The sequence below is a fragment of the Flavobacterium lacus genome, assembly GCF_003268815.1.
Classification (GTDB): domain Bacteria; phylum Bacteroidota; class Bacteroidia; order Flavobacteriales; family Flavobacteriaceae; genus Flavobacterium; species Flavobacterium lacus.
This window is the reverse complement of record NZ_QLSV01000004.1, coordinates 1-18,780: the sequence shown is the minus strand read 5'-3', so window position 1 is coordinate 18,780 and position 18,780 is coordinate 1. Positions and strand designations below refer to the sequence as shown.

8 protein-coding genes and 1 pseudogene are annotated in these 18,780 nt (G+C 34.4%); 6 read left to right on the top strand and 3 right to left on the bottom strand.

Going from position 1 to position 18,780, the window contains the following annotated elements; genetic code table 11:
* The first annotated feature begins 34 nt into the window (after positions 1-34).
* The 4 genes and pseudogenes from fic (at position 35) to istB (ending at position 4,008) form a co-directional block, all read left to right on the top strand.
* Positions 35-592, top strand: coding sequence for a protein adenylyltransferase Fic (fic, locus tag B0I10_RS04650; protein WP_112085340.1), 558 nt, complete (start codon positions 35-37; stop codon positions 590-592).
* A gap of 92 nt (positions 593-684) precedes the next feature.
* A pseudogene (locus tag B0I10_RS04645) lies at positions 685-918 on the top strand (transposase); the annotation flags it as partial.
* Positions 919-1,706: 788 nt separating this feature from the next.
* Positions 1,707-3,254, top strand: coding sequence for an IS21 family transposase (istA, locus tag B0I10_RS04640; protein WP_220086187.1), 1,548 nt, complete (start codon positions 1,707-1,709; stop codon positions 3,252-3,254).
* Between the two features lie 16 nt (positions 3,255-3,270).
* Positions 3,271-4,008 (top strand): IS21-like element helper ATPase IstB, encoded by a 738-nt coding sequence (gene istB / locus B0I10_RS04635; RefSeq protein ID WP_112085568.1) that lies wholly within the window; start codon positions 3,271-3,273, stop codon positions 4,006-4,008.
* 882 nt (positions 4,009-4,890) lie between these two features.
* Here the strand turns inward: istB and B0I10_RS04630 are convergent.
* Together B0I10_RS04630 and B0I10_RS04625 are read right to left on the bottom strand one after the other, a co-directional pair.
* Positions 4,891-7,332, bottom strand: a complete 2,442-nt coding sequence (locus B0I10_RS04630; protein WP_112085339.1) for a MopE-related protein — start codon at positions 7,330-7,332, stop codon at positions 4,891-4,893.
* Between the two features lie 337 nt (positions 7,333-7,669).
* The gene (locus B0I10_RS04625; RefSeq protein ID WP_181456893.1) at positions 7,670-8,740 is read right to left on the bottom strand and encodes a helix-turn-helix domain-containing protein; all 1,071 of its coding nucleotides are present in this window, start codon (positions 8,738-8,740) and stop codon (positions 7,670-7,672) included.
* 1,392 nt (positions 8,741-10,132) lie between these two features.
* Between B0I10_RS04625 and B0I10_RS04620 the strand changes: the two genes are divergently transcribed.
* Both B0I10_RS04620 and B0I10_RS04615 read left to right on the top strand, forming a co-directional pair.
* Positions 10,133-16,975: a PKD domain-containing protein gene (locus tag B0I10_RS04620; protein ID WP_112085337.1), complete on the top strand. Its 6,843-nt coding sequence runs from the start codon at positions 10,133-10,135 to the stop codon at positions 16,973-16,975.
* A 7-nt stretch (positions 16,976-16,982) separates the two neighbouring features.
* A complete protein-coding gene (locus B0I10_RS04615; protein WP_112085336.1) occupies positions 16,983-17,999 on the top strand; it encodes a PorP/SprF family type IX secretion system membrane protein in 1,017 nt (338 codons plus the stop codon).
* Positions 18,000-18,484: 485 nt separating this feature from the next.
* On the opposite strand, the gene B0I10_RS04610 is transcribed toward B0I10_RS04615, so the two are convergent.
* Positions 18,485-18,780, bottom strand: a 296-nt coding sequence (locus tag B0I10_RS04610) for a T9SS type A sorting domain-containing protein (RefSeq protein ID WP_146740309.1), incomplete at its 5' end; no start/stop codon positions are given.

Below are 18,780 nucleotides of genomic sequence, written 5' to 3'. Positions count from 1 at the left end.
ACAATAAATATACGGCTGTATAAATCTGATTTATATGAAAAATATTGATAAAAATAGTTTAGAGAATGCATATCGTTTGTTCGAATCAAATGACATTGACAAAATCGAAGTAGGAACAACAAAAGGTCTTATGGAGATACACTATTATCTTTTTAAGGGTTTATACGATTTTGCTGGAAAAGTGCGCAAACATAACATATCGAAAGGCGGTTTTAGATTTGCAAACGCTTTATATTTAAACGAAATTTTGGTGAAAATTGAAGAAATGCCTGAGAATAATTTCGAGGAAATTATCGCTAAATATATTGAAATGAATATAGCTCATCCTTTTATGGAAGGTAACGGAAGAACAATGCGTATTTGGCTCGATATGATTTTAAAAACAAGACTTAAAAAATTAGTAAATTGGCAATTTGTAGATAAATCACTTTACTTACAAGCTATGGAAAGAAGCCCAATTAATGGTTTGGAATTAAGAACTTTATTAAGTCAAAACTTAACTGACGAAATAAACAATAGAGAAATTATTTTTAAAGGAATTGAGCAGTCATATTATTATGAAGGATATGAAAAGGAAGATGATGATGAATAATTCCTCAAATTTCACTTAAAACGCCAACTGGTAACATAGATGCTAACCGCTATTGCTGGTTTTTCTTGACTTCAACTCTGTTTTTCACGTAAAACTATTATAATTACAACCCACAACCTTACCTATTCAAAAAATCAAGAAAAAGAATAGAAACACTATTTTCTAAATTATGCGACCAGTTCTTAATTAGAAGAAATTATGCTAAAACTTTTGATGGTTTTAAAACCAGAATTTTAGCAAAAATAACAGCATTAACATTGGTTCAATATATCAATAAATTTATCTTTGGCAGACCAATAAATAACATCAAAAATCAATTAATTTAATTTAACCCAACGGGTTATAGTTAATTTAAACACCAATTCACATGTAAGAAGCTAATAAAATATAAATCCCCACATTAAGTAGGGATTCATTTGAAAAAACAACTAGCTCCAACAATAAATACCACAAATTATTGAATTAGAGTTCTTTCCATTATTAAATAAATATATTTTCAAAGTAGCACAGTCAAGAAAAGTACTATTTTAAAATGGGTACCATCCCCTTTTATACTTGGTATTGTATCGCTTTCAAGTATTTTTTAATTCTTCCAACTATTTTGACCTTTTACATATTTTACATAAAATTTATCCGGCGATTTATCCTTGAAGTAATACCTTTTGTTCATGCTTTTTTGGCCACAGTTTTCATACATTTTAAATTTAACATTTTTAAATCCTATTTCTATAATATATTTCATAATGTAAGAAGTAGAAACACCCATATATATTGAAGTAAATAGATTTTCTTTATTAACTAAATAACCATGTAATTACTATAGCATTCAACAAATAAAAAATCTATTTGATGATTAGTAAGAATATAAATAAATAGTATATCTGAAAACATTACACTACCGAGTAGTAATTATCCACATATAATTGGAGTGTATACTGGAAAAAACGGTTAAATTGACCACCTAATTCCGGAGCAAATTGACCATCGATTCCGATTCAAAATGACCACCTAGTTTCGGGTCAAATTGACCACCACTTTCCGGTTGAAATTGACCACCGAAAAATACTACTTTTTTTCATGCTGTTAGCCACCTAAATTCGTTGAAAAACGAATTATGGCAAATAAAATAACAGACATGAGTAAGATAAGAAAAGTCATTAAATTTCATTGTAACGGCAAGAGTAATTTATTTATCAGTAAGTACCTTTCACTTTCCAGAAACACGGTAAAAAAGTATATTTCTTTGTTTAAAGTATCGGGCTACAGCCTTGATTATATCGCAGAGAAGACAGATGCTGAACTAGAAGCTATCTTCGTTGGAAATACTGCAGAACAGGTCAATCCTAAGCTAGAGAAGCTTTATAGCTTTTTTCCACAAATGGAGCGACAACTCAAGAACGTTGGGGCAACTGTTCAACAGCAGTGGGAACTGTACTTTGCCGCAAACCCTGATGGAGTGCGGAGCTCACAATTTAGAGTTCACTTTAAAAACTGGAGCAATCGTGTGAATCCGGTGATGCATATACAACATAAATCCGGCGACAAGATGTATGTGGATTATGCCGGAAAAAAACTTTCTATCGTAGATGAAAATACCGGAGAAATAAAAGAAGTTGAGTTTTTTGTAGCGATTCTTGGTGCCAGCCAATACACCTATGGAGAAGGCTCGATGAGTCAACAGAAGGAAGATTTTGTAAATTCTGTTGAAAACGCCATGCGTTATTTTGGTGGAACTCCAGCAGCTATTGTTCCTGACAATTTAAAATCGGCGGTCATAAAAAGTAGTCGTTTTGAACCAACGATTAATGAAACTTTAGCTGATTTAGCGGAACATTATGAAACTACCATACTACCTGCTAGGGCTTATAAACCAAGAGATAAATCATTGGTCGAAGGAGCAGTTAAGATTTTATACCGCAGAATTTATGTGTATCTTAAAAACAGAACATTTTTTAATTTAGAGCAATTGAATGAAGCAATTTGGGAATTATTAGATCTTCATAATCGTAAAAAACTCACCGGACGACCTTATTCTCGCTACGAACTCTTCCTTGAAGACGAGAAGGACAAACTACGTCCATTGCCACTAGAACGTTTTCAAATCAAGTATCATTCTTTTGCTACGGTTATGCAAAACGGACATGTATTACACAGTCAGGATAAAAACATTTATAGTGTTCCCTATCATTACATCCGCAAAAAAGTAAAGCTTTTGTATACGCAATCAGTAGTTGAAGTGTATTACAAATACAATCGTATTGCTATACACCAAAGAAGCAATAAGGCTTATGTATACACCACCAATGCGGAACATCTAGCCAGTACTCATCAGTTTGTAGCCGATTGGAGTGCTACTCGTTTTATTGATTGGGCAAACAGTATCGACCCTTGTGTGGGTGAGTTTATCATTAAAATCATAGAGAACAGAAACCACCCTGAACAGGCTTTCAAGAGTTGTTTAGGAGTTCTGAAGTTCGAGAAAAAAGTGGGTAGAATACGATTAATCAATGCTTGCAAAAGAGCTCTTGATTTTAAGATTTACAACTTTAAAACCATACAAAACATTTTGGAAAACAACTTAGACTCTATTGATGAAGATAAAGACTTGAATCAAGAACTACCTGAACACCAAAACATTAGAGGCAAAAACTATTATGAATAATTTAAAACCATTACTTATGAATCAAGCAACAGAAAGCAAAATGAAACAAATGAAGCTCTATGGTATGCATAGTGCTTTTAAAACCGCATTAGAAAGCGGTAAAACAGACCATTACACCATTGACCAATTTGTGTCAATGATTATTGATGCCGAATGGGATGAAAGGCATAACAGACGCATTGAGCGAAGCATTAAAAACGCCCGATTCCATTACAAGTCAAACATTGAAAATATCCATTTTGATGAATCCCGGAATCTGGACCGTACTCTTGTTTTTCGATTGGCAGAATGCGAGTTTGTAGAGAAAAATCAAAACGTTTTAATCACCGGAAGCACCGGTGTCGGTAAAAGTTTTTTAGGTACAGCACTAGGTTATCAGGCCTGTATACAAGGTTATAAGGTTAGTTATTTTAATACCTCGAAGCTTTTTGCCAAGTTAAAAATGGCCAAAGCATACGGCTCGTATTTGCGTGAACTTGCCAAAATAGAAAAACAAGATGTAATTATTTTAGACGATTTTGGTCTCCAAGCTCTCGATAGTCAAAACCGAATTACACTCTTAGAAATCATTGAAGACAGGCACAATAACGGTTCTATTATCGTTACTTCACAGATACCGGTACAAGGTTGGTATGACATTATTGGAGAAAAAACAATCGCCGATGCTATCTTGGATCGTTTGATACATCATTCACACAGAATCGAATTATTGGGTGAATCGATGCGGAAGAAAAAAACCATTAATAAAGATTAATTTTTTTAACTATTTTTGAATAGAAACTAACACATGAAAAAAAGTAATTTTCGGTGAAAAATCGGGGTGGTCAATTTGAACCGGAATTGGGTGGTCAATTTGACCGGAATTTGCAATTTACTGTCAAAACTTAATAAATATTTTATTTGCAAAACACTACACAATCTGTAGTAAATCGCAAATGAAATAGCACACACTTTGTCCCAGAAATGGCAAATAATTGCGACAAAATTTAGATCAATTAACTTCAACTAAAAATGAATTTTGATTCATATTTCAGTTTGATTTTTATCGCTTTATTAAAATACATATCATCAAAAATGTTTTGTAAAGAAGGATTTTGCTGAAGCAGTTAAAGATAATTTGCCTAACAAACAAATATTTAAAGAAATGGGAGCTGGAAATGTTGAAGCAGAAGAGTTGTTTAGATTATTGCTTAGTGCTTCTAATCTATAAATAGTATCTAATGTATACACCTGTAATAAATATTTTTACTTACGGACTTCCTTTCAAATTAGCAAATCAAATATATAAAGAGTTCCGACGAAAGACCATAAGATAAATGTAACTGTGGATAATTTTTTCATAGGTTAATGTAAAGGTATTTATTGGAAAAAATTTAAAATTCAGTAGATTAAAATTGCAAGTCGTGAAAATACTATTATTGATTGACATATTGATTTTATCGCTTATAAACTAACCAACAATAAGAAATATCGATAACTAATAAGCAGTGCAGAAGTGAACCGAAAGACGCTGCAATCAAATACTAAAATTAATTGGATGGCTGATTGTGGAGTAAAAAAACCGCCTCAATTTTAGTTGAGACGGTTTTTGAATTACCTCAGCACCTTAGAACCTCAGTCCCTCAGCACCTTTGTTCTATTGCTTCACCACCCGCAAAGTTCTCGTCTCATCCCCTTGGGTTACAATCACGTTGTAAACACCCGATGGATAACGGTCTCCAATTTGATAGTTGGTTGCATCTTGTGCTTTTACTTCTTTCACTTCCAATAATCGTCCGGCCATGTCATACACGGTCAAGCTAACAGTTTCTGTGTTGGATGTGCTTACCTCAATACCAAAACTTGTGGCAAATGGGTTTGGAATAGCAATGGCTTTGAATCCATTGACATTATTTTCATCCATTCTGGTTACTTCATCCGGTCTTCCGGCTCCTGGCGTAATAATAGTACACGATTTACCATATGGTCCCCAAACTCCATTCAAACGAATGGCTACTCTAACAGTGTAAGTTGTACCCGGTAACAAACCGGTGAAATTATTCAACGTTACTGTTCGCAAGGGTCTATCAAACGTTTGGCTGTATGACTGACTCTCGTTTTCTAACAAGAAACGGTATTGTTGGGCACCTGGATAAGACGCTGCAAAAAGAGTTGTTGTGTTTGAAGTAACTTGGTATTCATCACACTGAGCATCTTGCAAGCCAATCGTTGGGAATAAGGGGGTAGTAATGTTACAAACCGATCCGTACGACAAGTACGTTCCATCTGTATTTCTAACCGCTACCTCAACATTATACGTCGTGTTGTATTGGATGTTTGGTAAAGTATTTAATCTTAAATCCCTAATCACACGATCACTTGTTTGAACGTCAGTTGGATCCAAGGAATTGGTAATTCTAAATCTATACCCTGTGGCAAAAGGAACAATGTTTGCAAAAATTGCATTATTGATATTGTTCATTGTTGTATTGCACTGCGAAGCTTGAATTTGTGTGGTCGTATCCGGTGTGGTTATTGTACATGGTGTGCCGTAAAACGGTTGCCACACATTGTTGATACGCACAGAAACTTCAACCGCATAGGTTGTATTAAACGCATAATTGCTTAATTGCGTGATACGGAATTGACGTAAAAATCGATCAATTGCCTGCACTTCGTTGGTTGCCGTATTGGTTACTCTAAAGCGATACCCTTGCGCACCAGAAACAATATTCGCAGTAACATAACTGTCAACTGCTGCTAAAGTTATGCCACATTGTGACGACTGAACACCCGTTACAATTGGAGTACAACCGTTATCGATAGTGCCATCACAATCGTTGTCTAAACCATCGTAGCAGATTTCTGCAGCTCCGGGGTAAACCGTGTTGTTCGTGTCGTCGCAATCGTCGTTATTAAGTACATAACCTGGAGGCTGTATGCAAGATAGTTGTAAAATAGCGGCGTTTCCATATCCATCGCCATCGGCGTCAGCATAGTATGTGATTGGAGTTAGTATTGTTACTTCAATAAGTGTTCGTTCACTCTCAACCCCAGAAACAGTCTGGGAAACATAATAATTACCTGCAACTAAAGTTGTATTTAGATTTAGAGCAGCACCTCCTGTGGCAACATCATACCATTGTAAATCTGTACCCGAAGCTACTAAATCTGATACTACTACTCCTGCACAAAAGATTTGATCAAAAGCAGTTGGTGGTAATACTATCACTTCACTATATCTATAAAAATTATCTCCAAATTGATCTTGGGCATAGAGAGTATTTCCACCAGCTACGCATTTTTGAGCGTCCATTTGATTAAGACCCGGAGCTAAAGGAATACTTTGCCATGAAACACCATCATAACGATAGAAATTATCACCATATTGGTCTCCGGCATAAAGGTAGTTTCCTCCGGCTACACATTGATAAGCAGCCATTTGATTAAGACCCGGAGCCAAAGGAATACTTTGCCAGGAACTACCATCAAATCGGTAAAAATTATCGCCAAATTGATCTTGGGCATAGAGATAATTCCCTCCGGCTACACATTTTTGAGCGTCCATTTGAATTAGACCAGGGGCTAACGGAATACTTTGCCAAGAGCTTCCATCGTATCGATAAAAATTATCGCCATATTGGTCTCCGGCATAAAGATAATTCCCTCCGGCTACACATTGGTAAGCACTCATTTGATTTAAACCCGGAGCCAATGGAATACTTTGCCAGGAACTACCATCAAATCGGTAAAAATTATCGCCAAATTGATCTTGGGCATAGAGATAGTTCCCTCCGGCTACACATTTTTGAGCGTCCATTTGAATTAGACCAGGGGCTAACGGAATACTTTGCCAAGTGCTTCCATCGTATCGATAAAAATTATCGCCATATTGGTCTCCGGCATAAAGATAATTCCCTCCGGCTACACATTGATAAGCAGCCATTTGGTTTAGGCCCGGAGCTAAAGGAATACTTTCCCATGATTGACCAGAACAGTAATTACTAAATAATACTGATAGAAGAAAAAATTTAAAAAGTAATAAAGGGGGATAATAATGATTAAATTTAATGAAAGTTGAAATTAATTTTGGGTTCATAAATTTTTATTTTAAAATTTTACTGAACAAAGAAAAAGAAATAAAAAAAGTTTAAAAAAAGAAAAACTATTATATAAGTTAAACGATAAAATAGATTAACTGATTTATCCTGTTGGTTCTAATTTACAAAAATTATATTTTTAGAAAAGTGGCGGTTCAACCAATTACATCTTATAAAAGAACATCAAATACTTAGTTTAACTCCGCTATTATTTTCAATATATGACATAAACAACATAAAAAATAATAAAAAACAATACTGTGTTTAAAATCCTGAATAGTGAATTACAAAATATAGTTTATTTAATAAACTGTAATCAAGTAATGTTTACTAAAATTACGAATTAAAATATTCCGTTGGTGTAACTCCCTTCATCTTCTTAAAAGAATTGTAAAATGTAACCTTATTATTAAAACCACAATCTAATGCCACGGAAAGAATAGTATTTTTTGCTGATTTTTTAGGATATTCTTCAATAAAAAAAGTAATTCTATACCCATTAATCCAATCTCTAAAATTTTCACCAAATTCACAATTCACAAAATGTGAACACTGATGTAAGGGTAGACCAATGTGTTGAGCCAAATCATTCAAAGTAAAATCAGAACGCAAATATGGCTTTTCTTCTGTCATGTAGAATAGAATTTTGGATTTATAATTTTCAATATCAAAATCGTTGATTGAAATCCGCTTTTTTTTATCTACAGCGTCCGAGATTTCCAAATTATCAGGAATTAATAACTCGGTGCTTTCAACAAAAACCTGCTCTTGTAGAAATGGTTCTTTAGAAACAAATACATATCGGTAGGTGATTTTTGGATTGTAAAAAACAAAAATAATAACCACTAATATAATAGCACAAAGTAGTATGATGATATAATTATAAAACAACAATGCATCACTTTTTCCGCCACTTGCAATGTTTACAATACTTGTAATAAAGAAATTAAAATTGGTAAAACTCATTATTATCAATAAAAATAAAACCCAATTGTATGAAATAATATTTTCTTTTCTATTTTTTATAAATTCCGATTTTAAAAACAATTTCCAACTAAAAATCAGATAAAGAATGATTAAAAGATTACGCAAAAAAAAAGTTATTGCATTGGAAAAAAAACCATAATTTTCGTCAATATACAGTGTTTTTTTAGCTATTACATCTAAAATTATAGCATCTCGTGTTGATGCGTCCAAAAAGTACCAGGATATAATATTGATGATTGCAAACAATACAGGAATAAAATGAAACCAATCGCTTTTTTTAAACCGGTTTTCATTATAGATGAATCCTCTAATATATAAATAAATACAGGCAGGATAAGCAAAATAAAGAGGATCAAAAGAATTAAAAAAAAAGGAAACAAAGTATTTTTGGTTTGTTGCAACAAAAATATAATATAACATTTTTAATCCGCGGAATAACAAAATCACCGCAAGCAGCCTATTTAAATAAGTATTTCCATTTTTTGTGAAAAGTAAATGTAAAGCAAATCCAATAAACAAAAATGAACCAATTGAAAAAAAATATAAACTATAGTCCATTTAGCATCATTTATTAAGTGGTACAGGTTGTCTTAATTTTGCCGCTAGATTTTCTTGTTTGTTGTTAGCAAATAACTTGTTAAAACAATTAAAAAGTAATAGTTCAAAGTTCACTCTTTTTTGTAATTTTACTTTCTATTTTAATCATTTAACGATTATGGACCTAAAGGTAATTTTTAGTGAGCAATTTAACTGTAACCTAATGTATTTCTACAAAAATTTTACGTAAAAATTAAAAATTGATTTGGATAAGAACCCTACGTTCAATAAAAAACCGAATGAACCTTAATTGAGACGGTTGTTGAATTTCTCAGCACCTCAATACCTCAGTCTCTCAGCACCTCAGAAAAATACCATCAAAAAAAAACGCCTCAACCTAAATTGAGACCGTATCTTAGTTTTTTTTAATCAAAACTTGTTTAGCGTTTAATCATCTTAAAGGTTTGTGTTTGTTCACCCTGACGAGCAAAAATCACTTGACAATTTACCTAGTCATTTTACAATTTAGTTGGTTTTGATCGGTTATTGTTAACCGTTAGACTCGGACTTGCTGACCATGCCTATCCTATATAACGCAGGGAACAAGCACTATATACCAAACACCGCAGCCCTAAACAGTTTAATGATTTACTCATTTGGTCTGATAAAGTGAGTTTTACTGTTTGGTGTAGTAAAAAAGAACTATTCTAACGGACATTGAAATGATTTTTTTTACTTTTTTTCCTGGCCATTTTGATACAGATAATTAGATGGTATTAATAAAATAGTTGTCGCCGTAATTAGTCAAAATAATAGTTTTAACTTTTCAATCATTTTTTTTAAAAATAAGGCATGGAGCATATGTTGTTCTTAAAAGAAACTTAATTTAACATACTAATTTAAACCAAAATTCCAATTTAATAATTTCTCTATTAAAGTATTGAAAAAACTATTTTATTATGGATATAAAAAAATTGGTAATATGATACTCGATTTTCAGAAAAACGAATTGAGATTTTATTAAAAAACAACTAGTAAACAAAAAAAATATTGTTTTCAATATTAATTCTAAACGTCTTTTTGCTTTATACCCTTAAAAACCAGGTAGCAATCTCATCCGTTTTATCAATACGGCAATTTATATTCAAAGCCCAAAAGTTTCAGTTATTATAAAAAATTATACAGTTTGAACTCAACAAGTAATTTATATAAAAATTAACGTATTTAAATTAAGTATTTAAAAAAAATTATAGAGAAATATATAAAAAATATGTTATGAAAAGTAATAAATTAAAATATCCATTGATAAAAAAAAGTTTATCCTTTTTGTTCATTTTTTTTGTCTTTTTAAATCCCTCAATAAAATCTTACGCAACAATTATAGAAAATGATAAAATTGACATAAACAGAAATGTACTAGCTGTTAGTTTTACTACTAATCCTGCAGAAGTAGGAGGAGCTGTAACTATTTGTCGAGGTCAAACGATTAAATACACCGACACTTCAACGGATATGGGCACAAACCCAACCTATAGCTGGACTTTTCAAGGGGGAAGCTCTACCTCCTCTGCAATAGCTGGACCACATACAATTACCTACAATACTGCTGGTAACTACACCACTACATTAACAATAAATGGAGTAAGTAGTAGTGTCAGTGTGGTGGTTTTAAATTCAAATTCAACTATTCCTGTAATTGATGTTGTACCTAATATTGGTTGGGTAATAACAAATTTTAACAACACACCCTATTTTAATTATTGCGCTGATGGTAATGCAGGAGGATTATTTTTGTTCTCAACTAGCTCAACAAATACCAGTAACGGCTCACAACACATCATTAATTGGGGTGATGGTTCTGCAAATACAATTTTTAGTGGACTCAATATAGTGGATGAGTTTCATCCCTATACATCAAATGGAATTTACCAAATAACATACACTGTTATCTTAGAATCGGGATGTAGTTCAACCAAAATATATAATGTTTTCTTGGGAGCAAATCCAACCGCTACTATCATTAACTACGGTGTTCCTGTTTTATGTAATCCTGGAACTGTTCAATTTACAATTATTCCGGGAGCCCAAAATACAGCTGGAACTATTTATACTTTTGAAGTAAATGACAACTCACCTCCACAAACATTTACCCATTCAGAAATTACTAGTCCTGGCTTTTTTGTAACTCATAATTTTAATGCCATTTCTTGCGGAACAAGTTCCAATATTAACCAAACAATTTACCCCAATTCTTTTCAAGCATCTGTAACAGTAACAAACCCTTGCGGAAGTAGTTCAAGTGCTATAGGACCTGTAAATATTCAATCTAAACCAATAGCGGGAATTACAGCAAACCCTTCAAATAATCAAGTTTGTATAAATTCTTCTGTTATATTTACCGATAGCACAACACCAGGCACGAACATTGGTAGTAGTCCCTCGTTTACTTGTACAGAAAACTATAAACGTTACTGGCAAATTGATGGTCCTTCAGGTCTATTAACAGTTGGTGCTAGTGGTGTTATAAATCCAAATCCCTTTGTTACTGTTGTTGGTAATTTAGGCTTTAATGGAACATTTCCAAACAATCCATCAGTTTGGACTCAAACAGCCACTAACACTTTAAACATAACTTTTAATACTGTTGGAACATATTCCATAACATTATTTACATCTGGAAACAATGCCTGCGGTATTACATCTGAAACGCGAACAATCTGTGTTAACCCCGAATTGATTGCCGATTTTACTTTAAATCCTCCAATAGGCTGTTCCCCAACCGATGTTCAAATTGAAAATTTATCGAGCCTCCCGGGATGTAACAACGATACTATATTTAACTGGCAAGTTTCCCATACTAATCCTGAAAACTGTCCAAATACTTCGATTCCAGGTTGGAGTTTTTCTTCTGGTAATGCATCATCTTCCGAGCCAGAAATTACATTTACAAGTGCTGGTGTTTATACCATACAACTAACCACATCTTTACAAAATGCTGTAGCCGGAACTTTGTGTCAACCTGATGTAAAAATACAGACCATAACTATTAAAGATAAACCTGTAACTACTTTAACTCCACAAACCATTTGTCAAGGCGATGCTTTAACCTTAGATCCAATCGTTTTTAATTGCTATGCTTCTCAAGCTGTTTCCTATTTGTGGGATTTCAGTAGCACTCCGCCATCATCAATTTCAAGTACAACAGCTGCCAATCCAACAATAACTTTTGATTCAGTTGGCACCTATAACTACACGCTTACACTAACAAATGAATGTGGAAGCAATACATTTTCAAGTAGTATTATTGTAAATCCTGCCGTTCAAATGACAGCATCGGGACCAAGTGCAACATGCTTCAATACAAACATCCCTTTAATTGGCACTATTTCTGACGGAACAGCAGCTATAAATTGGACCGCATCAATTATAGGTGGGACATTTTCGCCAAATGAAACGATTTTATCTCCAACGTATACACCTCCAAATAATTATACTGGAACTATAACTTTTACTTTAACCTATTCAGACCCAAACGATCCTTGTCCTACAGAAGCAATTTCATTTCAAGTTGTCGTTAACGAACAAGCAATAGCTGAAGCAGGTTCATATAATCCTATATGTCAAAACGGAAGTGTCCAATTGAACGGAATAGTAGGAGGTGCCGCTTCAACAGGAACTTGGAGTTCTTCAAATGGTGGTTTGTTTTCTGATCAAAATAATTTAACAAGCAACTTTTCACCTCCTGTAGGATTCTCAGGAACAATTATTTTAACATTAACTACAAATGATCCATCTGGACCCTGTAATGCTGAAACGGATTCAGTAATAATAACTGTCATTCCAAGTCATATTATTTCCACTCAACCAACTGCTACACAATCTATTTGTGTGGGCGGTTCAATTGAATCACTTTCTGTAGCTTATACGGGTGGTGAAGGAACTGCAACATACCAATGGTATAGTAACACGGCTAACAACAATTCAGGTGGTACTCTTATTACGGGTGCTACTAATAGTTCATACACACCTGCTACTTTTACTTCTGCTGGAACGTATTACTTCTATGCAACTGTAACACTTAGTGGTAATGGGTGTGGTAGCACTACTTCGAATACGGCGGAAGTAGTTGTAGTAGCTGACCCTATTTTAGACACACAAGCCTTAGCTACACAATCGATTTGTCAAAGTAGTATACCAACTGATTTAACGATTACCGTTTCTGGTGGTATAGGAACATTTGCTTATCAATGGTATAGCAACACAACAAATAGCACTTCGGGAGGAACACCTATTGCTGGTGCTTCAAACGCAACATTTACTCCTCTTACTACAACTTTAGGCACTCAATATTATTACTGCTTGGTTACCCAAAGCGGCACAGGATGTAATGTGATTAGTGCAGTAAGTACTATAATTATTGTTCCTGAACCTGCCGCGACCATACAACCTAATCTTAGTTCAGTTTGTGAAAATGGAACACCAACGCTATTAACCGTAGCTTATACAAACGGAACTGGAACTCCAACTTATCAATGGTTTAGCAACACAGCTAACAGCACTACTGGTGGCATGGTTATAACAGGTGCTACTACTTCATCTTATAGTCCACCTGCTACAATAGTAGGTACTTTATATTACTACTGTGAGATTACTTTCTCTTCGGGTGGTTGTACTAGCGTTTTATCTAATACAGCTGAAGTAATAATTAATCCATTGCCAACGATATCTACTCAACCAACTCCTTCGCAATCTATTTGTGTGGGCGGTACTATTTTAAATCCATTAAGCTTTACTTTTACTGGCGGTACAGGAACACCGTCTTATCATTGGTATTCCAATACTACTAGTTCCAATTCTGGAGGAACATTAATTCCTGGAGCTACAGAAGAGTCATACATTCCTCCTGTTTTTGATACTCCTGGAAGCTATTATTATTATGTAATCATTAACTTTTCAGGAAGTGGATGTGGTGCAATTACAAGTAATGTTGCAGAAATCAATATTGTTAGCAACCCTATTGTTCTTTCTCAACCGATACCATCTCAAACTTTATGTCAAAATGCAATAGTAAATGTTTTAACTGTTATTGCTTCTGGAGGTGTTGGGTCTACGTACAATTATCAGTGGTATGTTTCTAGTACCAACTCAACTACAGCAGGCACTGCAATAGTAGGAGAAACGAATGATTCTTATACTCCGTCTACAGATATTGCCGGAACATTATACTACTATTGTATAATTACCCAACCAAATGATTCGGGTTGTGAGGTTACTAGCGAGGTTGCAGAGATAAATAGTATTTTATCACCTGCCATCGATAGCCAGCTTTTATCAAATACAATCTGTTTGGGACAGACTACTCCTGCATTAACATTTACTTTCATTAATGGTACGGGAACTCCAATCTATCAGTGGTATTCAAATACGGTCAATTCTAACATCGGTGGAACAGCAATAGAAGGGGCAACAAATGACTCTTACAGTCCACCTGTCCTACTTGCCGGTGTATTTTATTATTATTGCGAAGTTACTTTTCCAACTTTATCAGGAGGGTGTGAAATGATTACGACCGATGTTGTTGAAATTAGTATTGACCAAGTACCCGTTGTAAGTCCAGAAATTACAACGATTTGTAGTGGAAGTACATTCACAGTAATTCCAACAAATTCGGGTGGAAACGTAATTCCAATTGGAACTACTTATATTTGGTCTAATCCGGTAATAAATCCATTAGGGTCAATTACTGGAGGTTCGCAACAAAATATACCTCAAAGTGAGATAAGTCAGGAATTAGTGAATACAACTTCAATTGTGGCTACAGCAACATACACCGTTATTCCTACTTCTGGTATTTGTCAGGGTGATGCATTTACTGTAACTGTAACTGTTCATCCTTCTATTAACCCCAACACTACGGTAACTAATAGCACTTGTTTTGGAATAAATAATGCCTCAATTATTACAAATATAACAGGAGGTATTCCTTTTTCTATTGGAGCTCCCTACTTAATTACTTGGTTAGGACCGAATGGTTTCACTTCTACAGCTACGAGTATAACAAATTTAGAACCAGGAATTTATACCGTAACAGTCGAAGATGCCGGGGGTTGTCCTTTTTCTAGCACTTACACGATTACTGAACCGGATGAAATCGTAATTATAATTGACAGTGAGAATGATATCTCTTGTTTTAATAGTGTAAATGGAAGTATAGACTTAACTATTACTGGAGGAACAGAACCTTACTTTTATACTTGGACTTTTGATGGCAATCCATTTGAAAACACAGAAGATATTGCAGATTTAAGTCCAGGTACTTATGTCGTATCGGTTACTGATGCCAATAATTGTGGGCCAAAATCTGCTACATTTACTATAACACAACCGCCATTATTAATTGTAGATTTAGTGAGTCAAGTAAATGTAGAATGTTTTGGAGATGCTACTGGAGCTATTACCATTTCTGTGGTAGGAGGAACTCCAATTGAAATTTCTACAGGAATATTTGATTATAGTTATTTATGGGAAGGGCCGAATGGATTTACTAGTACAGATCAAAATCTTCTCAACATCGCAGGAGGTAATTATAATTTAACAGTTACTGATAATAATGGCTGTACTGTTGCTTTAACCATTGTTATCACACAATCTCCGGAGATTATTATTACCTACACCACAACACCAATCAGCTGCTATGGAGCGAATGATGCATCACTAGCTGTAACTTTATCAGGTGGTGTTCCGGGCTATCAGTTTACATGGAATAATTTGTCAACTAGTTTAAGTCAAAATAACCTTTCCGCTGGAAATTATATTATTACCGTTACGGATGCCTCAGGTTGTGTTAGAATAGAAACAATCAATATCCCCGAAGCTACTGTTTTTATGGTTAATCCAATTGTTTCAAATGTATCGTGCTTTGGTGCAAGTGATGGTAGTATTAACCTTAATTTAACTGGTGGTATTTCCCCTGTTACATTAACATGGAGTGATGGTAGTACGGCAGGCTTAATCAGAAATAATCTAAGTCCAGGAACTTACACCGCTACAATATCAGATGGAACACCCTGCTATATTGTAAGAACATTTATTATTATTGAACCGCAGGTTTTAGTTTTATCTGCTAATCTCACAAATCCTCTAGATTGTGATAATGCAATTAGTGGAGCAATTAATTTGATAGTTGCTGGAGGAACTCCTCCTTTTAATTATTTATGGTCCAATGGAGCTACTACCGAAGATTTAAACGGATTGACCTCTGGTAATTATGTAGTAACTGTAACCGATGCAAATGGTTGTTCCAATACAGGACAGTATGCTTTAACCCGGCCTAACCCTTTAGAAGTAAATGTGAACACGGAAACCGATGCAGATTGCGATACAAGAGAAGTAACTCAATATTTTGTGCCTCAGGCATCTGGAGGAGTTCCTCCTTACAATTATGAGTGGTCTAGTGGAACAGTTTCAGGAGTAAATAATGAAATTATGCAAACTGATGAAAATGGAATGGTTATTTTAACCGTTACCGATGCTTTAGGTTGTGCAATTAGTTATAATGTAAATGTTGACAATCTCGTTATTGGAGACCCGAGTATTGCTATTGAATCATTTGGTTTTTTAACTTACGGAATTTATTCTGTAAATGATCCGATTCAATTTTACAGCAATACAACAGGTGATTATTTAAATATAATTTGGGATTTTGGCGACGGTACATTTTCAAACGAAGAAAATCCTATTCATACTTATTTGCTTGAAAAAGAATATATCGTTACACTGACTGTGACATATCCTTTTGGCTGTGTTTATGTGATGACCGTTTCTATTTTGGTTGAAAAAGGTTATTTATTAGTTATTCCTACAGCTTTTACGCCTAATTCAGATGGTTTAAACGATACATTTCTGCCCATTTCAAAACGATTAAAAAATATCAGAATGGATGTTTATGATTCGTGGGGTTCTCTAATCTATTCTGAAGTAGGTGACTCGCTTACAGGATGGAATGGAAAAATAAAAGATGTAAATGCTGAAAATGGTAATTATTATATTGTTATTACGGCTGAAACTTTTTACGGTCTTATCATTCAAGATAAACAAACATTTGTTCTTTTAAAATAATTCCATTATGATTCGAATCTTGATTGTCAGCTTTTTAATGATGTTTGTTTTTCATGCAAAAGCACAAGACCCTGTATTCACTCAATTCAATTTAGTACCCGAAACGTTAAATCCTGCTTTTACGGGAGTAACAAATACCTGGAGTTCAGGAATTATGCATAGACGACAATGGCCAAACGGTGACACAAAGATGGATACTCAGTTTGCTTATGTCAATAATTTAGTAACGGATGAAATTGGGTTAGGTATTACCGTTTTAAATCATAACGAGGTGTTTACCAACTACAATTATTTCAAATTTAATGCAGTAGGTTCTTATATTATAGAACTAAATTATGATTGGCGTTTGCGATTTGGAGTAGAAAGTGGTTTTGGTAGAAAAGATTTTAATTTCAATAACTTGGTGTTAGAAGACCAAATTGATAATAATACAGGAGTTATAAGTCCCAGCAGTATAGATCCAGGTATTTTAGATTTAAGCAATAAAATCAATTTTTTTGATGTAACTGCTGGTTTTGCTTTTGATAGTGAAGATGCTTGGTTTGGATTGTCAGTAAGACATTTAAATCGACCGGATATTTCTTTTCGTGAAAATGGGAATGTTCCTTTAAACATGTTTTTCACTATACATGGGGGCTATTATTTTGAAATTAGCAACTCACCTTCATCAATTATTCCTGAAGGTTCAAATTTATTAGTAACTGGAAACTACATGCGACAATCGCAATATAACCGTTTGGATGTGGGAGCAATTTTAGAGACCGAAGTAGTTGGAATTGGAGCACTAGTAGCAACCAATCCGGAAGGAAAGAGTTCTAATAGTCAATTAATGACATCCATTAATCCGATTATGTATCTTAAAATGGGCGAATTTACTTTTGGATATTCACATGACTTCAACCTTTCAAGATTTAGAGGAAACCAAGGTGTACATGAATTTTCTTTAATGTGGCAATCAAGCAGAGATTGCGGTCGATGTAATAACTACAAAGTGAAACTTAAACGAGGGGGAGGATTCCGATGAGTTTGGTTGTAAAACAGGTTGTAATTTTTTAAAATCAAATTGAGATACTTAGTCAATCGCTAATTTTATTTTTTTTAAAATATATCATTTTTAAAATATATCATTCTTTTTGGTTACTAAAAACTATCATTCTAATGCTTTCCGTCGTAAAAAAAACGCCTCAACCTAAATTGAAACGGTTTCTAAATTTCTCATCAACTCAGCCCCTCAGCGACTCAGTCACTCAGCAACTCAGCAACTCAGCCCAAAAAAACCGCCTCTACCTAAATTGAAACGGTTTCTAAATTTCTCATCAACTCAGCCCCTCAGCGACTCAGTCACTCAGCAACTCAGCAACTCAGCCCAAAAAAAACCGCCTCAACCTAAATTGAGACGGTTTTTGAATTTCTTAGTACCTCAGAACCTCAGAACCTCAGAACCTGAGCACCTCAGTCCCTCAGCACCTCAGTCCCTCAGCCCCTCAGTCCCTCGAAAAAAACCAATACCTATCGCTTAATCATCTTAAAAGTTTGTCTCGTATCGCCTTGAGTGGCAATCACCAAATACATTCCCGATGGATAATTTTCTCCGATGGCATGAGTGCCGATTTCACTTGAGTTAACCGCTCTACTCTCTAATAATTTACCCGTGATGTCATACACTTGGTAAGTGACACTTGAGTCAACTCCTTCCAGTGGCCGTAACATAAACGATGTGCTAAACGGATTCGGATACGCAACTAAAACCAAAGGACTTGATGGTGTACCCAATTGAGTTGATTCATCATCATCCATACTTGTTT